This window comes from Capnocytophaga sp. oral taxon 326 str. F0382, assembly GCF_000318295.1.
In the GTDB taxonomy this organism is placed as follows: Bacteria; Bacteroidota; Bacteroidia; order Flavobacteriales; family Flavobacteriaceae; genus Capnocytophaga; species Capnocytophaga periodontitidis.
Map to the genome: position 1 here is coordinate 61,961 of NZ_KB291432.1, position 16,534 is coordinate 78,494.

Consider the following 16,534-nt stretch of genomic DNA (forward strand, 5'->3'; position numbering starts at 1 on the left):
ATGACTCACGAACTTATAAAAACCTCCGATGGCTCTACCAGCCTCTATATTCCGCAATTAGATGAGACCTATCACTCAGTACACGGCGCACTTCAAGAAACGCAGCACGTGTTTATCAAAAACGGACTGCAACTATTTGACCACCAGAGCATCTCTATCTTAGAAATTGGCTTTGGCACAGGGCTCAATGCTTTGGTTACTTACAAGGAACACAATGCCTTACAACTGAACATTCGTTACGAAACAGTTGAAGCCTATCCTATTTCGTGGGAGGAAGCCTCACAAATGAATTTTTCGGAAGTGCTCTCCCCTACCCTATCCCCTATTTTTAAACAGATGCACTGCTGCCCGTGGGATGAAACTGTTGCTCTATCTCCTACTTTCAGCTTCAAAAAACGACTACAACGTTTTGAAACTATTAACGATGTCGATAGTTTTGACCTTATTTATTTCGATGCTTTTGGGGCGCAAGTACAACCAGAATTGTGGCAAGAAGCTATTTTCCAACAAATGTACACTTCCCTCAAACAAGGAGGCTATTTGGTAACTTATGCTGCCAAAGGTAGTGTACGCCGTGCGATGCAGGCTTGTGGCTTTACGGTGGAACGATTACCAGGACCGCCTATGAAAAGGGAAATGTTACGCGCTCACAAGGATTAAAGCCCAAATGTCCGTTTTCCACATAAAGCGGAAAAGGTAAGTTATTAGTATACAATGCTCCTGTACCTAACCCTTGAGGCATTGGACTGCGAAGTGTGTACGTCCACTGCGCGATGGCATTGAGCCCTATATTGCTCTCCAAAGCTGAGGTTACCCACCAACCGATACCCAATGTTTCGGCAAGCGTTATCCACTCTTCAGAACCTCGATAACCTCCTATGAGCGAAGGTTTTAAAATGATATACTGCGGTTGTATCTCTCTTAGAAGTCGTTGTTTTTCTTCAGAAGTAAATACCCCTATTAATTCCTCATCGAGGGCGATAGGAAGGGGTGTTTGTTCACATAGTTCAGCCATAACTTCCCACTGTCCTGCGCGTATAGGCTGCTCAATAGAGTGCAATTGCAGGGCAGCTAATCGTTCTAAATACACCAGTGCTTCAGTTGCTTGAAATGCACCATTAGCATCCACCCTTATCTCTATATCACTTGCTGAAAACTCATTGCGCAAGGCTTTTAAAATACGATATTCCTCTTCAAAATCGATGGCGCCTATCTTCATTTTGATGCAACGAAATCCCTGAGCGAGTTTTTCTTTTATCTGTGCTTTCATAAAATCGGGAGAGCCCATCCAGATAAGTCCGTTGATAGGAATTGCGTCTTTTCCCGTTGTAAAAGCGGAAGAAAAAAGTTCGTACCACTGCGATGCTGCTACCGATCTAAAAGCCTGTTCCACACCGAATTGTATAGAAGGAAAGGCAACGAGTTCTTTGAGCAATGCCTCTTCACCCAAATGCAGATGTTGTTCTACCCATTGCAGTTTAGCTTCATAATCAGGTACATCATCAGCACTAAGTCCACGAAAGAGATTGCATTCTCCTATGCCTTTTTTGCCCTCTTGTTCTATTACCAAAAAAAAGGTTTCTTTGGAGGTAAGCACCCCTCTTGATGTCCCCGAAGGACGTTTAAAATTGAGAGTATGTTTAATCATAATATCAATTTGCTAATTCGCTAATTTTTAATTTTCTATGATTTTTGTCTATCTGTATCAATTCGACTATGGTATAAGTCTCTGGCAAGTATTTTTCAACTCTTTCTGCCCATTCAATAAAACACCAATCGCCCGAATAGAGGTATTCTTCAAAGCCTATATCAAAGGCTTCTTCCTCATTTTTGATACGATAGAAATCGAAGTGGTAAATCTTATCATTAGTGCCTTCATAAGGGTTCACCAAACTAAAAGTAGGGCTACTCACATTATCGGTACTGCCTAAAGCTCGTACCAAAGCCTTGATAAGGGTGGTTTTACCAAAGCCCATTCCTCCTTTGAAAATCACCACTTTGGATTGCAAATAAGGAAGAATTTTTTCGGCAATAGTATCTATTTCGGATAAAGTATAAGTAAATTCCATAAAGTTTGTTCCTTTAATTGGGCAAAGGTACTAATAATTGAGAAATTAGCAAATTAGCAATTTTTCTAATTAGCTGGTCGCAGTTTGACCGGTTAGGAGTGTATTTTTGCCGGCAGAAAAAGAAAAGTAAAACTTTTTCACACAAAAAGGAATACATATCCAAAAAAGTTTGTACATTTGTCGCGATTAAAAAGATAAATAAATATACGATAAAAGTATAAAAACATAACGATATAGCGTTTCGCTTTGATTTTCCTGTTCTGGAATACGACCAAACATTTCAATAACACAAGGAAAGCAAGTGCCGAGATGCCTGCCTTAATAAGCGCAGGTATTCCTTTTTGCTTTTGTGTTAGCCTTTGGTCGGGCTCCAGACGAAGTAATAGGAAGCCTGCGCTTGGTACATTAAAAAAGAGAATAAACCAATTAATTTTCAACAATATGGCAAATTTAATTAACTTAGGGAGCGAATTATTGAGAATTTGTCCCACCAACAGTAACAAAATTGAAGGCTCTACCAATGATGGCAGAAGCTGGAGCACTCGTTATTCAGGCTCTAGCAATGGAGCATTCTATGACCTTACTTCTTATGGTAATGAGGTTATCGCTATCACTTCAAAAGGAGTATACGGCTCTATTAATGGAGGTAGAAGTTGGAGTAGCCGTTATACAGGGTCTTCTTGCGGAGATTTTCAGTCCATTTCAGCTAATGGTTCAGAGCTCTTAGCCACTACCTCGAAAGGACTCTATGTCTCTAAAAATGGAGGTAGAAGTTGGAGCAAACGCAACTAAAGAATTTTCAACTTAAGTTTCACAAGCTAATTCTAGCTAAAATAATCTCCCCCTCGCATACTTGGAACAGAGGATTAAAGAGGGGGAGATTTTGAAAAATCAGTTAGCTATAAAACTTAAGAAACCTAAACCATTAGCAATGCTATTAGAGAATTAGAAAAATTTAAATTTATGTCAAAAATATTAGAATTAAAATCCATTGAAAACTTTCGAGGTTTTCACTTTTTAGTGAAAGATTACCAACGTGGTTATAAATGGACAGCTACCGAGGTAAGACAACTATTAGACGACCTCAATGAGTTTGAACCTAAAGAAAATGAGTTTTACTGTCTGCAACCTATTGTTATAAAAGCGGATAATGATTAAAAAAGAACTTATTGATGGGCAGCAACGTTGTACCACCATTTACCTTATTTTGCAATACTTAGGGCAACATTTATTCGATATTACCTACCAAACACGTGAGCAAAGTGCTGAGTTTCTAACAAAGATAGCTACTTTAGGTATTTCTGGAGAGTGGAATGATTGGGTAGCTTCATATTCTGAAAAAGATAATGTAGACAACTATCACTTTTTTCAAGCTTATCGAACTATACAAGATTGGTTTGCTAAGAAAAGTGAAAAAGAGAAAGAGGTTTGGGTGAAAAAATTATTAGAGAAATGTAAAGTGATTTGGTATGAAGTAGAAAATGAGTTGGATAGCATAGAGCTATTTACTCGTATTAATAGCAACAAAATACCACTTACAGAAGCAGAACTTATCAAAGCACTTTTCTTGATTGCCTTAACAGACACTTCTACTCAAAGAGAATGGGTAGTAGCACAACAATGGGATAAAATAGAAAACGAATTAGAAGAAGATGAATTTTGGTATTTTATAACCGCTAATACGCCTCCTGTTACCCCTATAGATTATATCTTTAGCTTATCAGAGGTAGTAAAAAAGCAAGAAAATTATCAAGGTGAATACCCTATTTTCAATGTTTATTACAATGCCTATAAAAATGCTGAAAATAAAAAGCAATGGGTAGAAACACAGTGGAATGAGGTAAGAAATAACTTCTTAACGCTTAAAGAATGGTTTAAAGACTTTGAGTATTACCATCTTGTTGGAGCTCTTATTCATTTGGGGTATAATATTAATACTATTTTTGACTTAAAGCTACAAAGCAATTTAAAAACTGCTTTTAAAGAGGCTTTAAAAGCTGAATTTGCTAAAATAATTAGCAGTTTTGGAAACAATTTAGAGAATGTGTATTACAACAGTGGCAAGGAAAGGAAAGCTTTATTGCTTTTCAATATCATTTCAATATTGCAATCAGAAGAAAAAGCCTATCGTTTTCCTTTCAATAAGTTTAAAACAATGAACTGGGACATAGAGCATATTCACGCTATTGCTACTGACACCAACAATAAAGACGTTCAAAAGGCTTGGCTGAGAGAAAATAAGGAATATATCAGCAAAACCTTTAGAAAAGAGATTGAAGATATACTATCTCTAAAAGAGATTGAAGAGGAAAAATTATCTTCTTTGGTAGAAAAGGTAACAAGCGAACTTTCAAAGAAAAGTTTTGACAATGAGAATATTAATGAGATTTCTAATCTCACTTTGTTGGATTCGGGAACTAATAGATCATACAAAAATATCATATTTCCTCTTAAACGTATGAGAATTATTGAAGAAGACAAAAAAGGAACTTTTATTCCTCTTTGTACTAAAAACGTCTTCCAAAAATATTACACTCCAAAAGCTAATGACCTTTCTATTTGGACAAAAGATGACAAAGATAATTATCACCAAAGTATTATAACAACCTTTAACACCTTTGTAAATAATGGAAAATAAAAAATACACCTTACTAAACTTTTTAAAAAGTGAGTATAGCGATGCTATTTCTTTTGAAATTCCTATCATACAACGCGATTATGCACAAGGGCGTTCTGATGAACGTTCAAAAGAAATACGCAAGACTTTTTTAGGGTCTCTCATTGCTGCTGTTGAGAATTATCCCCAAAAGAATATTGAGTTAGACTTTGTATATGGCAAAAGAAACAAAAATAAAGTGTATCTATTAGATGGACAACAACGTATCACTACTTTGTATTTATTACATTGGTACCTTGCGCAACGTTTACAGAAACCTTCATTGCTAAAAGATGTTGCTCTTAGCTATCGCGTGCGCCAATATGCTGATGAGTTTACCCAAAAAATAAGTGATGAAAGCACCCAGATAGACTTCACTTCAAGCATTCCGTCACAGGCAATATGCAATTGTACTTGGTTCTTTGATGCGTGGAAACACGACCCCACTGTAAAAGGTATGCTTAATACCCTTGACACTATCCACGAACTGTTGAAAGACAAAAAGATAAGTGAAGAACGTTATTGGCAACCACTTGAGGAAGGAGCTGTTACTTTTTACTGGCTTGATTTGGAAGAGCATCATCTTACTGATGAACTTTACCTCAAAATGAATGCGCGTGGAAAGCAGCTTTCTAATTTTGAAAACTTCAAAGCAAGTTTGGTAAAACGTGTTGCTGATAATGGTTGGGAGGAAAACATTAAAGAAAAAGACTCTTTTTCTTTCAAAATGGATACTATCTATACCGACCTTTTTTGGGAATACAGAGGAGAAGAGAATATTATCGACTATGAGGTAATCAACTTTTTTGCAGGTATGGCTATGATAGGTTATGCGCTCAAAGAAAATAGTGAGGCACAGCAAAAAAGAATCCAAGAACTATTCAACAATCCCCTCAGTGTAAGAGTTGAAGACTTTGAAAAAAGCAATTTTGAGCGTTTCACGTCTTATTTGGACTTCTATAGCCCAGTAGAAAAGATTTCAATAGAAACAGAACTATGGAAATACTACAATCCTAATAATAAAAGAGGCTTTTTTAAAGAATTTATTAAAGACGAAAACAAAGGAACAGGAGAGTTTTATAAAGGGGCTACCTACCCTCAACGCATTTTCTTTTATGCTCTTAGTGAACTTTTTATGGAGGCGAAAGACAAAAATAATATTAGTGAAGATTTCATAAGAGTAGTACGCAATATTGTTGAGAATGCTACTATTGATAGTGCTCAAACTTTTGTTTATGCTATCAAACTAATGAGTGAACTCTTGGAAGGAGTACAAGATATTTATTGGTATCTCAGCAAAACTGCTATCCAATCAAACTTTGCTTCCTATCAAGTTACACAAGAAAAGCAGAAAGCAGAACGTATTGTAGCTAATCCTGAGTGGAAAGATGCTATTTGGGAAGCTGAAGACCACCCTATGTTTAAAGGAGATATAGGTTTCTTACTCCTTGAAACTGAAAATGATTTACCCCTCTTCAAAAAACGTTACGAAGTAGCCAAAGAAATGTTTGAAGAGAAGGGAGTTAAGGGTAAATATCGTGAAAATGCACTACTCATTCGTGCTTTAGTAAGTAGGTTTGACAATTGGTATTTGTTCTGGAGTAGACTTGTTTTTGATTCATCTACAGAAACTTGGAAAAGAATTTTAAAAACTGATAATCGTTGGGTTAAATATTTCTTACTTTTGTTAGACAATGAAAGTAAGTTAGAGCAATTTATCATAGAAGATTCTTCTTTACAAAAAGGAGATGAAGATGATAATGATTTTAAGCTACGTAAAAAAACTCATACAAATTTGTATCAAACAGAGCTATTGGTAGCTATTTGTGAAGAATGTTACTTACGTTGGGAATCTAATAATTATATTCTGTACCCTTATAATTGTCGTAACGAAAGGTTTAAATACATTGTTACCAATGAGCGAAATAAAAAATTAGCTCAAGCTGTTGCTAAAGGTATTATTTCTACTGGGCAACAATTAGAACTGAATGGTAAGAAAATTCCTTTCTTCTGGGGCTGGAATGTACATTTTACTTACGATGATAAAGAATATGTATGGTGGTACAATGGTCAAATCACCCAAAATAGACAAGATGGACAAGATTGTAAAGACGAGTTGCTTAAAATCTTTGAGTAAGTAAAAAAGAAAAGGAGGCTGTCTGAAAAGTTTTGTTTTGTGAGGGCGTTTTGCAAATCTTTCTTACAATTTAAATGAAAGTATTTGACTATCACTATAATTAACTTTTGTAAACTCTTAAAGTTTGCAAAAGTGTGTGGTGCAATCGTGCTTCTAAAGACTTTTCAGACAGTCTTTTTTATCATCGGTCATAGTTTGTCCATTTAATATTGTATCTTTGCAGCATTATTTTTAAAGTAATACAATGAATCTTTATTTAGACGACCTCCGCCCTACTCCTGAAGGCTTTGAGCGCGTGTATTCTTACACTGACTTTGTAGCTTACCTCAAGTGCAAAGGATTGCCTGATTTTATCTCGTTTGACCACGATTTGGGCGAAGAGTTTTCGGGCTATGATTGTGCTAAATATTTGGTGGATTATTGCTTAGACCGTCAGTTGCCTTTGCCTGATTTTGCAGTACATAGCCAAAACCCTGTGGGCAAAGAAAATATTGAGCGGTTGCTAAATAATTTCAAAGAACAACAAAAAACAATTTTAAACGCAATTTAATTACTTAACACTTTTCACTTATTATGGCAAAACCTATCCAAATAGCACGTTTGGTGCATATCATTAGATTGCTTACTACTCATAAAAATGGGCTATCGGCTCAGAGTATTGCCGATTATTTGGCTGATGAAGGCGATGAATATGCTTTCAGTAACCGCACTATTCGCAGGGATTTCGACGATATATACATCGCTTTTGGTATTGACATCACCCTTAATACAAAGGAAAAAGTATGGGCTATCAACCCCGATAGCATTGCCAATAAACAAAGCATATTAGACCATCTGTTGTTAGTTGATGCCCACCGCAAGGCAAAAAATACGGGCACTCTCCTCTTAGAAGCACAACCTGAAAAAGGCTTGGAAATGCTTGACCCTATCCTTACAGCTATTTCTCAAAATGTATTGATTACCTTTACTCATACTTCCTTTGGCTGGGAAACTACTAAAGCATATCAGGTACTGCCTTATGCAGTGAAAGAATATCAAGGTCGTTGGTATCTCATTGCGACTGATAACAAACAGCCTATCAAACTCAAAGCTTTTGCTCTCGACCGTATCAGCAATTTAGAGCTAACCGACATCCAAGTGAAACGCAAAAAAATAGATATGGAGTCGTTTTTTGATCATTTCTATGGGGTTGCCATTGCTGAAGGTGAGCCCTTGCAAAAGGTAGTACTTTCCTTTGATTATGAACAAGGTAAGTATATCAAATCGCTAAAACTACATCCTTCTCAAGTAACTCTAATAGATAATGAGGACGAACTACGCGTGCAACTCACTCTTGCTTTTCCTAATGGTAAAGCTCCCTACGATTTGGTGATGAAACTCTGTTCGTTTAGCTATTCGGTAAAGGTTATCGCACCTCAATCTTTAGCTGATGAGGTTGCTCACTACCATAAAGCCGCTTACGAACAGTATTAGTCATCAGAAAAAAATTCGTCGTTCATAACTCGTAATTCGTAATTATTTCTTACCTTTGCCCATTAGAAATAAAAAACTTATGGGAAACACTACAATTGAAGCACAGAACTACTGCATATACTTCAACGAAAAAGGAACGCGTTTTATCAATGATTTGATAGCTGAACGCCGTACTTCTAAGCTCTTCCTTTTAGTAGATAGCCATACTAACGAACACTGTTTGCCGGTATTCCTCCCCGATTTGGCTACCGATATTCCCTTAGAAATCATAGAAATAGAAGCGGGTGAACCCAATAAAAACATCGATACTTGTACCCAAGTGTGGTATGCCCTTTCTGAATTGGGGGCTGACCGCAAGTCGTTGCTCATCAATATAGGTGGGGGCGTTGTTACCGATTTGGGGGGCTTTGTCGCCTCTACTTTTATGCGCGGTATCGATTTTATCAATGTACCTACGAGCTTGCTGGCAATGGTCGATGCCTCGGTAGGTGGTAAAACTGGGGTAGATTTAGGTGCTTTAAAAAACCTTATAGGAGTGATCAACAATCCGTTAGGGGTAGTGGTCGATACTCGCTTTTTGGCAACACTCCCTGCCGAAGAACTCCGCAGCGGAATGGCCGAAATGTTCAAACACGGTCTCATCAGTTCGCCTGAATATTGGCAACAAATGTGTCAGCTAAATGAACTTCCTGCAGAGTATTTGGGAGTGCTCATTCGTGAATCGGTAGTGATAAAAAATGAGGTTGTACGCCAAGACCCTACCGAGAAAGGTTTGCGGAAAAAGCTAAACTATGGTCATACCTTAGGGCACGCCATAGAATCGTATTGCTTGCAAAACCCAGAAAGAGAACGCTTGTTACACGGAGAAGCTATTGCTATTGGGATGGTGCTTGCCACCTATCTCTCAGTAAAAGAATTGGGCTTCCCGCAAGCTGAATGCGATCATATCAAAGCTGTTTTAGCCGAATATTTCCCCAAACAATCTTTTTCTAATGAAGAAATTACCGATATTTGTCAGCTGATGCGTTTTGATAAGAAAAACGTGGGTGGCAATGTTTATTTCGTGCTTTTAGAAGCCATTGGCAAACCAAAAATCGACTGTATTGTTCCTTTTGAAGAAATTTACAAAGCCTTTGAATATTACCTCAGTTAATAACTCATAACCAGATGAAACATTTTTTAATCTTCTTATCATTTTGCTCTCTATGGGTAGGACGAGTGTCAGCACAAAGTTATTGGCGCAAAACCAATTTCACTACCCAGCGCGACACTCATTCCACCGACCCTTCTTTTCAGTATTTCACTTTGGATAAAGCTGCCTTTGCGCGTGCGTTGCAAACGAGCGAAACAAGCAGAGGTGCTGCTATCGTTGCTATTCCTGATGCCGAGGGGAAGCTCATCAAATATTATATTACCCCTACTCAAGTGCTCTCGGAAGCGGTAGCACGCAAATTTCCTTCTATTAAAACCTTTGTAGGAAAGGGGGTAGACGATGCAACCCAGCATATCCGCTTTACGTGGAGCGATGATTATGGATTGGACGCTATTATGCAAAAAAATCTGCACTATAGTTTTGTAGAAACCGAAGATAAAGAGGGCATTCACTACAGAGTTTATAAATATGAAAATACCGAAAAACCTTTGGTAGACTGCAAAACTTTGGATGTACCTGCACTTGTAGCAGAAAGCCAAGCATTACAACGCGCTACTTTTTCAAGCGCTAATGTGCATCGCACTTTTAGAATTGCCATTGCTTGTACCTATTCATTCACCACATATTTCAATGGAAAAGCAGCCGCTTTTGCACAGATTGTCAATATCTTAAACAAAGTGAATGAAGTGTATGGACAACAGCTTTCCATAGCCTTTCAGTTGGTTTCAGACGATAGCATCGTTTTTGATAATAAAAATACAGACCCTTTTAAGGATATTGAATACAAATATTGGGAATATAGATCTGATGTATTACAACAAGTACTTAATGATAAAATAGGTAGTGCCAGCTATGATATAGGGCACTTATTCCACAATGGTAATGATGGTGGCAATGCAGGTTGCATAGGTTGTGTGTGTGAAAGTGGTGAAAAAGGACAAGCTTTTTCCTCTTATCCATTTGGAAGAAGAGGAATCCTTAACAGTGCTTTTGCCATAGATGTAGTCGCTCACGAAATAGGACATCAAATGGGAGCACGACATACTTTTTCATACCGCAGAGAGTTAGGCTCTGGCTCACAAATGGAACCAGGAAGCGGCACTACCATAATGAGTTATGCAGGTGTTAGCCGCGATTACGACGTGCAACAACACGCCGACCCTTATTTACACCACCGCACTGTGTACGATATTACAAATAACCTGCAAAGGAAATCTTGTGCTACTGAAAATTCTACAGGTAACACACCTCCTGAAATCCCTAATCTAAAAAGTTATACCATTCCGTATAGCACTGCCTATTTATTAGAAGGCACTGCTACCGATGCCGATGGCGATGCGCTATTGTATACGTGGGAAGAAAGTGATAATTACACTGAATCTGGCAACTATAATTTTTCACCTACGATGCGTTCGGGAGCTACAGCCCGCTCTATGAAACCCTCTGCACAATCGTATCGTTATATACCTCGCTTAGAGCGCATTGTGGCAGGTACACTCACCCAGCAAAACCCCAGAAAAGGAGATGCTTGGGAAACGGTACTCAACATAGGGCGCACCCTTCATTGGACGTTTATGGTAATCGACCGTCCTTTGGCAAGTAATCAAACGGGAAATACTGTTTATAAAACCATTGAGGTTGTAGTAAGTGCCGATGCAGGTCCTTTTAAAGTAACTTCTCACAACCAAAATAGCACTTGGATTGTAGGACAGAAAGTAAAGATTGAATGGGATGTTGCCAATACCGATAAAGCCCCCGTATCGGTAAACAAAGTGAAAATACTCTTTTCTACTGATAACGGAGCTACTTTCTCACATACTTTGGCTACTGGCTTACCTAATAATGGCAAAGCTGAAGTAACTATACCTGCAAATCTAAAAACTACTCAGGGGCGTTTTATGATCAAAGCTGAAGAGAATATCTTTTTAGCAGTAAATGCGGGTACTATCACTATAAAAGAAGATGAAGATACCGATGGTGATGGTATAATGTCCAGCGTCGATAACTGTCCGTTTGTAGCCAATCCCGACCAAAAAGATAGCGATGGCGACGGCATAGGTGATGCTTGTGACGATGATATAGATGGTGATGGCATTCTCAACGCATTCGATAATTGCCCTACCGTGTCTAACACTACCCAACAAGACCTCGACAACGATGGTATAGGCGATGCTTGCGACAACGATATCGATGGTGATGGCATTCCTAACACTCAAGACAACTGTCCGCTGATTTACAACCCCGATCAAGCCGACCTCGACAGTGATGGTATAGGCGATGCTTGTGATGATGATATTGATGGGGATGGCATCCCCAATAAAGAAGACCCTCAGGTAGATTACGTACTCATTTCCAACGCCTTTACTCCTAACGGTGATGGCATCAACGATACTTATACGATTGCTCACGCCGAAAAATATCCTAACAACACTCTTTATGTATATAATAATTTAGGTCAGTTAGTATATGAAGCGAGAGGCTATAAAAACCAATGGGACGGCAAAATGTCTAACGGAACATTGGTAGCACGAGGCTCGTATATAGCGATATTTAGCATTGATGGCTCTGACGAAAAACAAACTAAATACTGGATTTACATCAATTATTAGCAAAAGATAAACTATGAAAAAGATATTTTTAAGTGCTGCTTTATTGCTCGCTGGTGTGGCTCAAGCACAAACTATAGACCCCTCTTATATATTCTATTATCAGCACCAAAACTTGGTAAACCCAGCAGCTGTAGGGTTAGAGAGAGGGCACACCATTTCGGTGGATATACGCAACCAATGGCGTGGAATGACTGAAGCGCCTCAAACGCAAACTTTCTTCACCACTCACCGCCTTTCCGATCGCGTAGGGGTAGGACTTTCGCTTGCTAATAACAAAGTTTTTATACAGAAACAAGCCGGTATCTACGCCGATTTTTCCTACTCAATTCCTATTACTTACAACTCTAATTTAATAGGAGGTATAAAATTTGGGGGAGATTTTTTCAATGTAGATGGCAGTGATTTGCGCACCTATAACAATAAGTACAATATGTATTACCCTAATGGGAATCGTATGCACCCCACTTACTACAACGACCCTTATTTGCAAAGTATTTCAGGGAAGTTTCAAACCAACTTTGGTGCAGGACTCTACTACGACCATCCTGATTTCTATATAGGTATGGCAATTCCTAATATGTTAGCTTCTGATAAAGTGCGTATGGATAACGAAGTAATGACTTCTATTGCCAATAATATGTTCTTCTATTCTATGGTGGGCTATTATTGGCGTGTAGCTACCGATTTCACTGTAAAACCACGTTTCCAAACGCGATTTGGCAAAGGTGAAAAACCTTCTATCGACCTTACTGTAGCAGGCAATTTTGCTAATCGCGCCGAATTAGGAGTCACTTATCGCACTGATAAGGCAGTAAATGCTTATGTATTCTTTGAAATTCCTGATTATTATGTAGCAATAGGTTATGGGTTTGAAAGTTACTTCCAAACCCATCTCAACTTGCAATCGCGTAACTCTCACGAGTTCTTAGTTCAATTCAAATGGTAGTGTGAGCCACACGGGCGATTATTTTACTGTATATTGAAGTGTAGTGTATTGGGCAACGCGGAAAGCTCCGAGAGGGTTTTCACGTTTGTTAGTTGTATTCACGATGTTGCCTATGGGGCGCGTAGGAATAGTAAATGGGCTTTGTCCTTCTGATAATCGAACGAGCATTTGCACAAACTCCTTATATTGAGGATGAATGCGGTAGAGAATAATATGTACTACATCATCTTTTTTGAGTTTTTCTTTGTTATCTACTCCTGTTAATACAAAGAAGAATTTATTATTAGCTATGTAATTATCGTCTAAGGTGCCATAAATAGTTTTAGAAGTATTATTCTGCGACAACTTAACTAAATAAGCATTAGCAACCCCATCATTGATACCATCAAAATAGAAACGCACCTCTTTGCGGTCTTTTAAAAAGCCTCCGTTTTCTTTCTGTACAATTCTGTTAGAAGGTATTATGGGGGCTTCAAGCATTTTATCTTTGGCGGTATAAGTTTGCCCGTTGAGTTCTACAATCAATTCATAGTTTTTGCCTAACTCAGGGGTGATACCCGCAGGAAATACATAACGACTACCTCCTTTTAATTCAGGTAGATTATCGGAAGTGATAGTTGTGGTACCATCCCAAAGGGTAAGACTGTAGGTTTGGGTACCCGAAACTATCTTCACCACTGCATTATCTATCGCAGGTGAGTGCGTTTCACCAAAATAAGGTTCAGTATAACTGATATCAACTATTGGGTAGGCTTTGGTTTCTCCTTTTTTCCAGTCGAGAGCTGCATCAATCACTAATTTCTTAGGAGCAGTATCCAAATTCAAATCAATAACTTCTTCGCAAGAAGTCAAAGCAAAGGCACTGAGGAGTATGATATAAAGGTTTTTCATTTTATTCTACTATTTATAGGATTAGAAACTAAAGTTATAAGTTACACTAGGAATGATACCAAAGATGGAGAGCTTAACAGCTTCATTGCGATGCGTATCTTCGTTCTCACGGAAAGAAACACTCACAGCATTTTTGCGGTTATACACGTTGTACACACCAAACACCCACTCACTTTTCCAGCGTTTTGCTCTATCCGATTGTGGAGTATAGGTAGCCGATAAGTCTAAACGGTGATAGGTAGGTAAGCGGTATTCGTTGCGCTTGCTATAATCGGGGACAGTTTGTCCTAAGTAAGAATAACGCCCTATAGGGTAGTTTGCAGGCAATCCCGATTGCAAGTTGAATATAGCGCCAAACGTCCATTTAGGTGAAAGTTCGTAAGTAGCTGTAATAGAAAGGTCGTGAGGCTTATCATAAGGGGCATTATACCAATCGCCGTTGTTGATACCTATTTCTTCAGGGGTACGCCCTTTGGTTTGCATTTCCGATTTTGAGAGTGTATAGGCAATCCAACCGGTAAGTCTGCCTGTATTTTTACGCAAGAGCACTTCCAAGCCATAAGCTCTGTTTTCTCCTGAGAGCAACACACGTTCAATAGCTTCGTTAGCTATTAAGTTTGCCCCATTGATATAATCCAAACGATTTTGCACCTTTTTGTAGTAAGTTTCTACCTCTATGCTGTATTTATCGTCAAAAACATTAGAGGCATAGCCTAATGCCACTTGGTCGGCGATTTGAGGTTTGATAAACTCATCGCTGGGCGCCCAAACATTCAAAGGTGAAGGAGAGGCTGTGTTAGAAATCAAGTGTACATACTGGGCAGTGCGCGCATAACTCGCTTTTACTGATTTGGTATCGCTAAAAGCATAACTCATTGTAAAACGAGGTTCAAAATTAGAGTACAAATCGATAATACGGTTACTGCCGTAGTATTTAGTACCTATAGCAGTACCTTGGTAATACACTTGTCGGTTAGCATTATAACCCACGGGATTGTCATTAGGATAAATATTCACGGTGCGTTTGCCCAAACTGTAGAAATTGCTAAAGCGCAAGCCGTAAGACACCGTAAGAGCTTCAGCTAATTTTTGTTCTACATCGGCATAGAAGCCCATTTCGGCAGCATAGCGATGTTCGAGTATGCGTTCTTTGATAGTAGAAGCTGAGGTTTTAGGCACAATTTTCCCTGGTTTGAATATGTAGTACAAGCCCTGCACTCCATAAGTAAGTTTGAATTTTTCGGAAATATAGTTTTTGAAGTCGTATTTGAGGTTAAAATTCTCAATTCCCGACGTCCATTTCATATCAATAAAACTAAAATCAAACTTATAATCGTAGTTGCTGTAGATAGCCGAGAGGTTAGAGAAGAGTTTATCAGTAAACAAGTGATTCCAACGCAAGTTTACTAAGGCATTGCCATAAGTATTAGTGAGGTTTTCGCTGAGTATAAAACTATCTCTACCAAAATAGCCAGAAAGATAGAGCGCATTGTTTTGATTGAGTTGGTACGAAAGTTTGGTATTGAGGTCGTAGAAATAAGCTGAATTTTCGTTATCGCTCAATTTGAGAAAAAGATGAGCATAAGAAGCGCGCCCTCCTATTAAAAATGAGGCTTTGTCTTTCACGATAGGGCCTTCGGCAAGCAAGCGTGAGGAAAGTACCCCTATACCACCAGTCGCTGCAAACTTGTTCTTATTACCTTCTTTTTGATAAATATCTAAAACTGAAGCTATACGTCCGCCATAGCGCGCAGGAATTCCGCCTTTGTAGAGCTTCATATCACGCACGGCATCGGCATTGAAGACACTGAGGAAACCAAAGAGGTGAGAAGCATTAAAGATGGTAGCCTCATCAAGGAGTACCAAGTTCTGGTCGGCAGCGCCACCACGCACGTTGAACCCTGAGGAAGCCTCGCCTGCATTGCTCACCCCAGGCATTTGCATTAAGGTTTTGATAATATCTACCTCACCTACAAGCACAGGAAGTTTCTTGACGGTAGTAATAGGAATGGTAGCTACACTCATTTCGGGTTTGCGTACAGCCGCTTTAGGAACAGAATGCGCATTGAGTTCCACGCCTTTAAGCTCTATAGCCTCAGGTTTTAGTTTATAGTCTCTACGGATATTTTTGTTAAGCTCTATAGTTTCTTGGTGAGTACCAAAGCCTATATATTCAATCACGATAGTATATTTACCTTCGGGTAAAGTAATAGAATAGAATCCATACTCATTCGTAGAAGTACCCGTATGGAGTTCTTTGACAATGAAGTTTACCCCTAATAATTTTTCGCCATTAGAAGCATCGGAGATAGAACCGCTAAGAGTGTACTTGCGTTGTGCAAACACAGCGGTTGTTACTACTAAAAAAAGTAGCAATAAGCACTTTTTCATAAGATAATTATTATTTTTTCAGGGGCAAAGATACGAATAAAAACTTTTGATACAAAATAAGTTTCTATTTCTCTATACCAAAAGAAGCTTTTCCTATACAAAAAAGTCAGCAGTTAGTGTAAAACTAATTGCTGATTTCTATTTTCACTTGTTTTTTAGGGAATCTGTAAATATCTAAAACTCCCCGATTAGCATTAGTTAATCGGGGA

Annotated in this window: 14 protein-coding genes; 10 read left to right on the forward strand and 4 right to left on the reverse strand. The window is 38.5% G+C overall.

Annotated features, from left to right (window positions below; translation table 11 throughout):
- The gene (mnmD, locus tag HMPREF9073_RS09680; RefSeq protein WP_009413556.1) at positions 1 to 660 is read left to right on the forward strand and encodes a tRNA (5-methylaminomethyl-2-thiouridine)(34)-methyltransferase MnmD; all 660 of its coding nucleotides are present in this window, start codon (positions 1 to 3) and stop codon (positions 658 to 660) included.
- Here mnmD and HMPREF9073_RS09685 read toward each other — a convergent pair.
- Positions 623 to 1,648, reverse strand: coding sequence for an o-succinylbenzoate synthase (locus HMPREF9073_RS09685; protein WP_009413557.1), 1,026 nt, complete (start codon positions 1,646 to 1,648; stop codon positions 623 to 625). The genes mnmD and HMPREF9073_RS09685 overlap by 38 nt on opposite strands.
- A gap of 4 nt (positions 1,649 to 1,652) precedes the next feature.
- A complete protein-coding gene (tsaE, locus tag HMPREF9073_RS09690) occupies positions 1,653 to 2,069 on the reverse strand; it encodes a tRNA (adenosine(37)-N6)-threonylcarbamoyltransferase complex ATPase subunit type 1 TsaE (RefSeq protein ID WP_009413558.1) in 417 nt (138 codons plus the stop codon).
- Between the two features lie 441 nt (positions 2,070 to 2,510).
- Here tsaE and HMPREF9073_RS09700 point away from each other — a divergent pair, with 441 nt between their 5' ends.
- From HMPREF9073_RS09700 to HMPREF9073_RS09740, 9 genes are all read left to right on the forward strand, one after another.
- A complete protein-coding gene (locus tag HMPREF9073_RS09700; RefSeq protein WP_034555778.1) occupies positions 2,511 to 2,861 on the forward strand; it encodes a hypothetical protein in 351 nt (116 codons plus the stop codon).
- Between the two features lie 171 nt (positions 2,862 to 3,032).
- Positions 3,033 to 3,227, forward strand: coding sequence for a DUF262 domain-containing protein (locus HMPREF9073_RS09705; RefSeq protein WP_009413561.1), 195 nt, complete (start codon positions 3,033 to 3,035; stop codon positions 3,225 to 3,227).
- A complete protein-coding gene (locus tag HMPREF9073_RS09710; RefSeq protein WP_009413562.1) occupies positions 3,220 to 4,707 on the forward strand; it encodes a DUF262 domain-containing protein in 1,488 nt (495 codons plus the stop codon). The genes HMPREF9073_RS09705 and HMPREF9073_RS09710 overlap by 8 nt, the downstream gene beginning before the upstream one ends.
- Positions 4,697 to 6,862 carry a DUF262 domain-containing protein gene (locus HMPREF9073_RS09715; RefSeq protein WP_009413563.1) on the forward strand — a complete coding sequence of 722 codons (2,166 nt, stop codon included), beginning with the start codon at positions 4,697 to 4,699 and terminating at the stop codon, positions 6,860 to 6,862. Before HMPREF9073_RS09710 ends, HMPREF9073_RS09715 begins: the two co-directional genes overlap by 11 nt.
- Positions 6,863 to 7,106: 244 nt before the next feature.
- The gene (locus HMPREF9073_RS09720; RefSeq protein ID WP_009413564.1) at positions 7,107 to 7,412 is read left to right on the forward strand and encodes a cyclic-phosphate processing receiver domain-containing protein; all 306 of its coding nucleotides are present in this window, start codon (positions 7,107 to 7,109) and stop codon (positions 7,410 to 7,412) included.
- 23 nt (positions 7,413 to 7,435) lie between these two features.
- Positions 7,436 to 8,335, forward strand: a complete 900-nt coding sequence (locus tag HMPREF9073_RS09725) for a YafY family protein (RefSeq protein ID WP_009413565.1) — start codon at positions 7,436 to 7,438, stop codon at positions 8,333 to 8,335.
- Positions 8,336 to 8,414: 79 nt separating this feature from the next.
- Complete coding sequence (aroB, locus tag HMPREF9073_RS09730) at positions 8,415 to 9,488, forward strand: 3-dehydroquinate synthase (protein ID WP_009413566.1); 1,074 nt, start codon at positions 8,415 to 8,417, stop codon at positions 9,486 to 9,488.
- Positions 9,489 to 9,502: 14 nt separating this feature from the next.
- Positions 9,503 to 12,097 carry a thrombospondin type 3 repeat-containing protein gene (locus tag HMPREF9073_RS09735; RefSeq protein WP_034555779.1) on the forward strand — a complete coding sequence of 865 codons (2,595 nt, stop codon included), beginning with the start codon at positions 9,503 to 9,505 and terminating at the stop codon, positions 12,095 to 12,097.
- 13 nt (positions 12,098 to 12,110) lie between these two features.
- On the forward strand, positions 12,111 to 13,043 hold the full coding sequence (locus tag HMPREF9073_RS09740) for a PorP/SprF family type IX secretion system membrane protein (RefSeq protein WP_009413568.1): 933 nt from the start codon (positions 12,111 to 12,113) through the stop codon (positions 13,041 to 13,043).
- A gap of 18 nt (positions 13,044 to 13,061) precedes the next feature.
- On the opposite strand, the gene HMPREF9073_RS09745 is transcribed toward HMPREF9073_RS09740, so the two are convergent.
- Together HMPREF9073_RS09745 and HMPREF9073_RS09750 are read right to left on the reverse strand one after the other, a co-directional pair.
- Complete coding sequence (locus HMPREF9073_RS09745) at positions 13,062 to 13,934, reverse strand: DUF4249 family protein (RefSeq protein WP_009413569.1); 873 nt, start codon at positions 13,932 to 13,934, stop codon at positions 13,062 to 13,064.
- A 21-nt stretch (positions 13,935 to 13,955) separates the two neighbouring features.
- Positions 13,956 to 16,325, reverse strand: coding sequence for a TonB-dependent receptor (locus HMPREF9073_RS09750; protein WP_009413570.1), 2,370 nt, complete (start codon positions 16,323 to 16,325; stop codon positions 13,956 to 13,958).
- Positions 16,326 to 16,534 lie beyond the last annotated feature (209 nt).

Coding starts and splice junctions, on each gene's coding strand:
- mnmD (WP_009413556.1), top strand. CDS start 1: ATGACTCACGAACTTATAAAAACCTCCGATGGCTCTACCAGCCTCTAT.
- HMPREF9073_RS09685 (WP_009413557.1), bottom strand. CDS start 1,648: ATGATTAAACATACTCTCAATTTTAAACGTCCTTCGGGGACATCAAGA.
- tsaE (WP_009413558.1), bottom strand. CDS start 2,069: ATGGAATTTACTTATACTTTATCCGAAATAGATACTATTGCCGAAAAA.
- HMPREF9073_RS09700 (WP_034555778.1), top strand. CDS start 2,511: ATGGCAAATTTAATTAACTTAGGGAGCGAATTATTGAGAATTTGTCCC.
- HMPREF9073_RS09705 (WP_009413561.1), top strand. CDS start 3,033: ATGTCAAAAATATTAGAATTAAAATCCATTGAAAACTTTCGAGGTTTT.
- HMPREF9073_RS09710 (WP_009413562.1), top strand. CDS start 3,220: ATGATTAAAAAAGAACTTATTGATGGGCAGCAACGTTGTACCACCATT.
- HMPREF9073_RS09715 (WP_009413563.1), top strand. CDS start 4,697: ATGGAAAATAAAAAATACACCTTACTAAACTTTTTAAAAAGTGAGTAT.
- HMPREF9073_RS09720 (WP_009413564.1), top strand. CDS start 7,107: ATGAATCTTTATTTAGACGACCTCCGCCCTACTCCTGAAGGCTTTGAG.
- HMPREF9073_RS09725 (WP_009413565.1), top strand. CDS start 7,436: ATGGCAAAACCTATCCAAATAGCACGTTTGGTGCATATCATTAGATTG.
- aroB (WP_009413566.1), top strand. CDS start 8,415: ATGGGAAACACTACAATTGAAGCACAGAACTACTGCATATACTTCAAC.
- HMPREF9073_RS09735 (WP_034555779.1), top strand. CDS start 9,503: ATGAAACATTTTTTAATCTTCTTATCATTTTGCTCTCTATGGGTAGGA.
- HMPREF9073_RS09740 (WP_009413568.1), top strand. CDS start 12,111: ATGAAAAAGATATTTTTAAGTGCTGCTTTATTGCTCGCTGGTGTGGCT.
- HMPREF9073_RS09745 (WP_009413569.1), bottom strand. CDS start 13,934: ATGAAAAACCTTTATATCATACTCCTCAGTGCCTTTGCTTTGACTTCT.
- HMPREF9073_RS09750 (WP_009413570.1), bottom strand. CDS start 16,325: ATGAAAAAGTGCTTATTGCTACTTTTTTTAGTAGTAACAACCGCTGTG.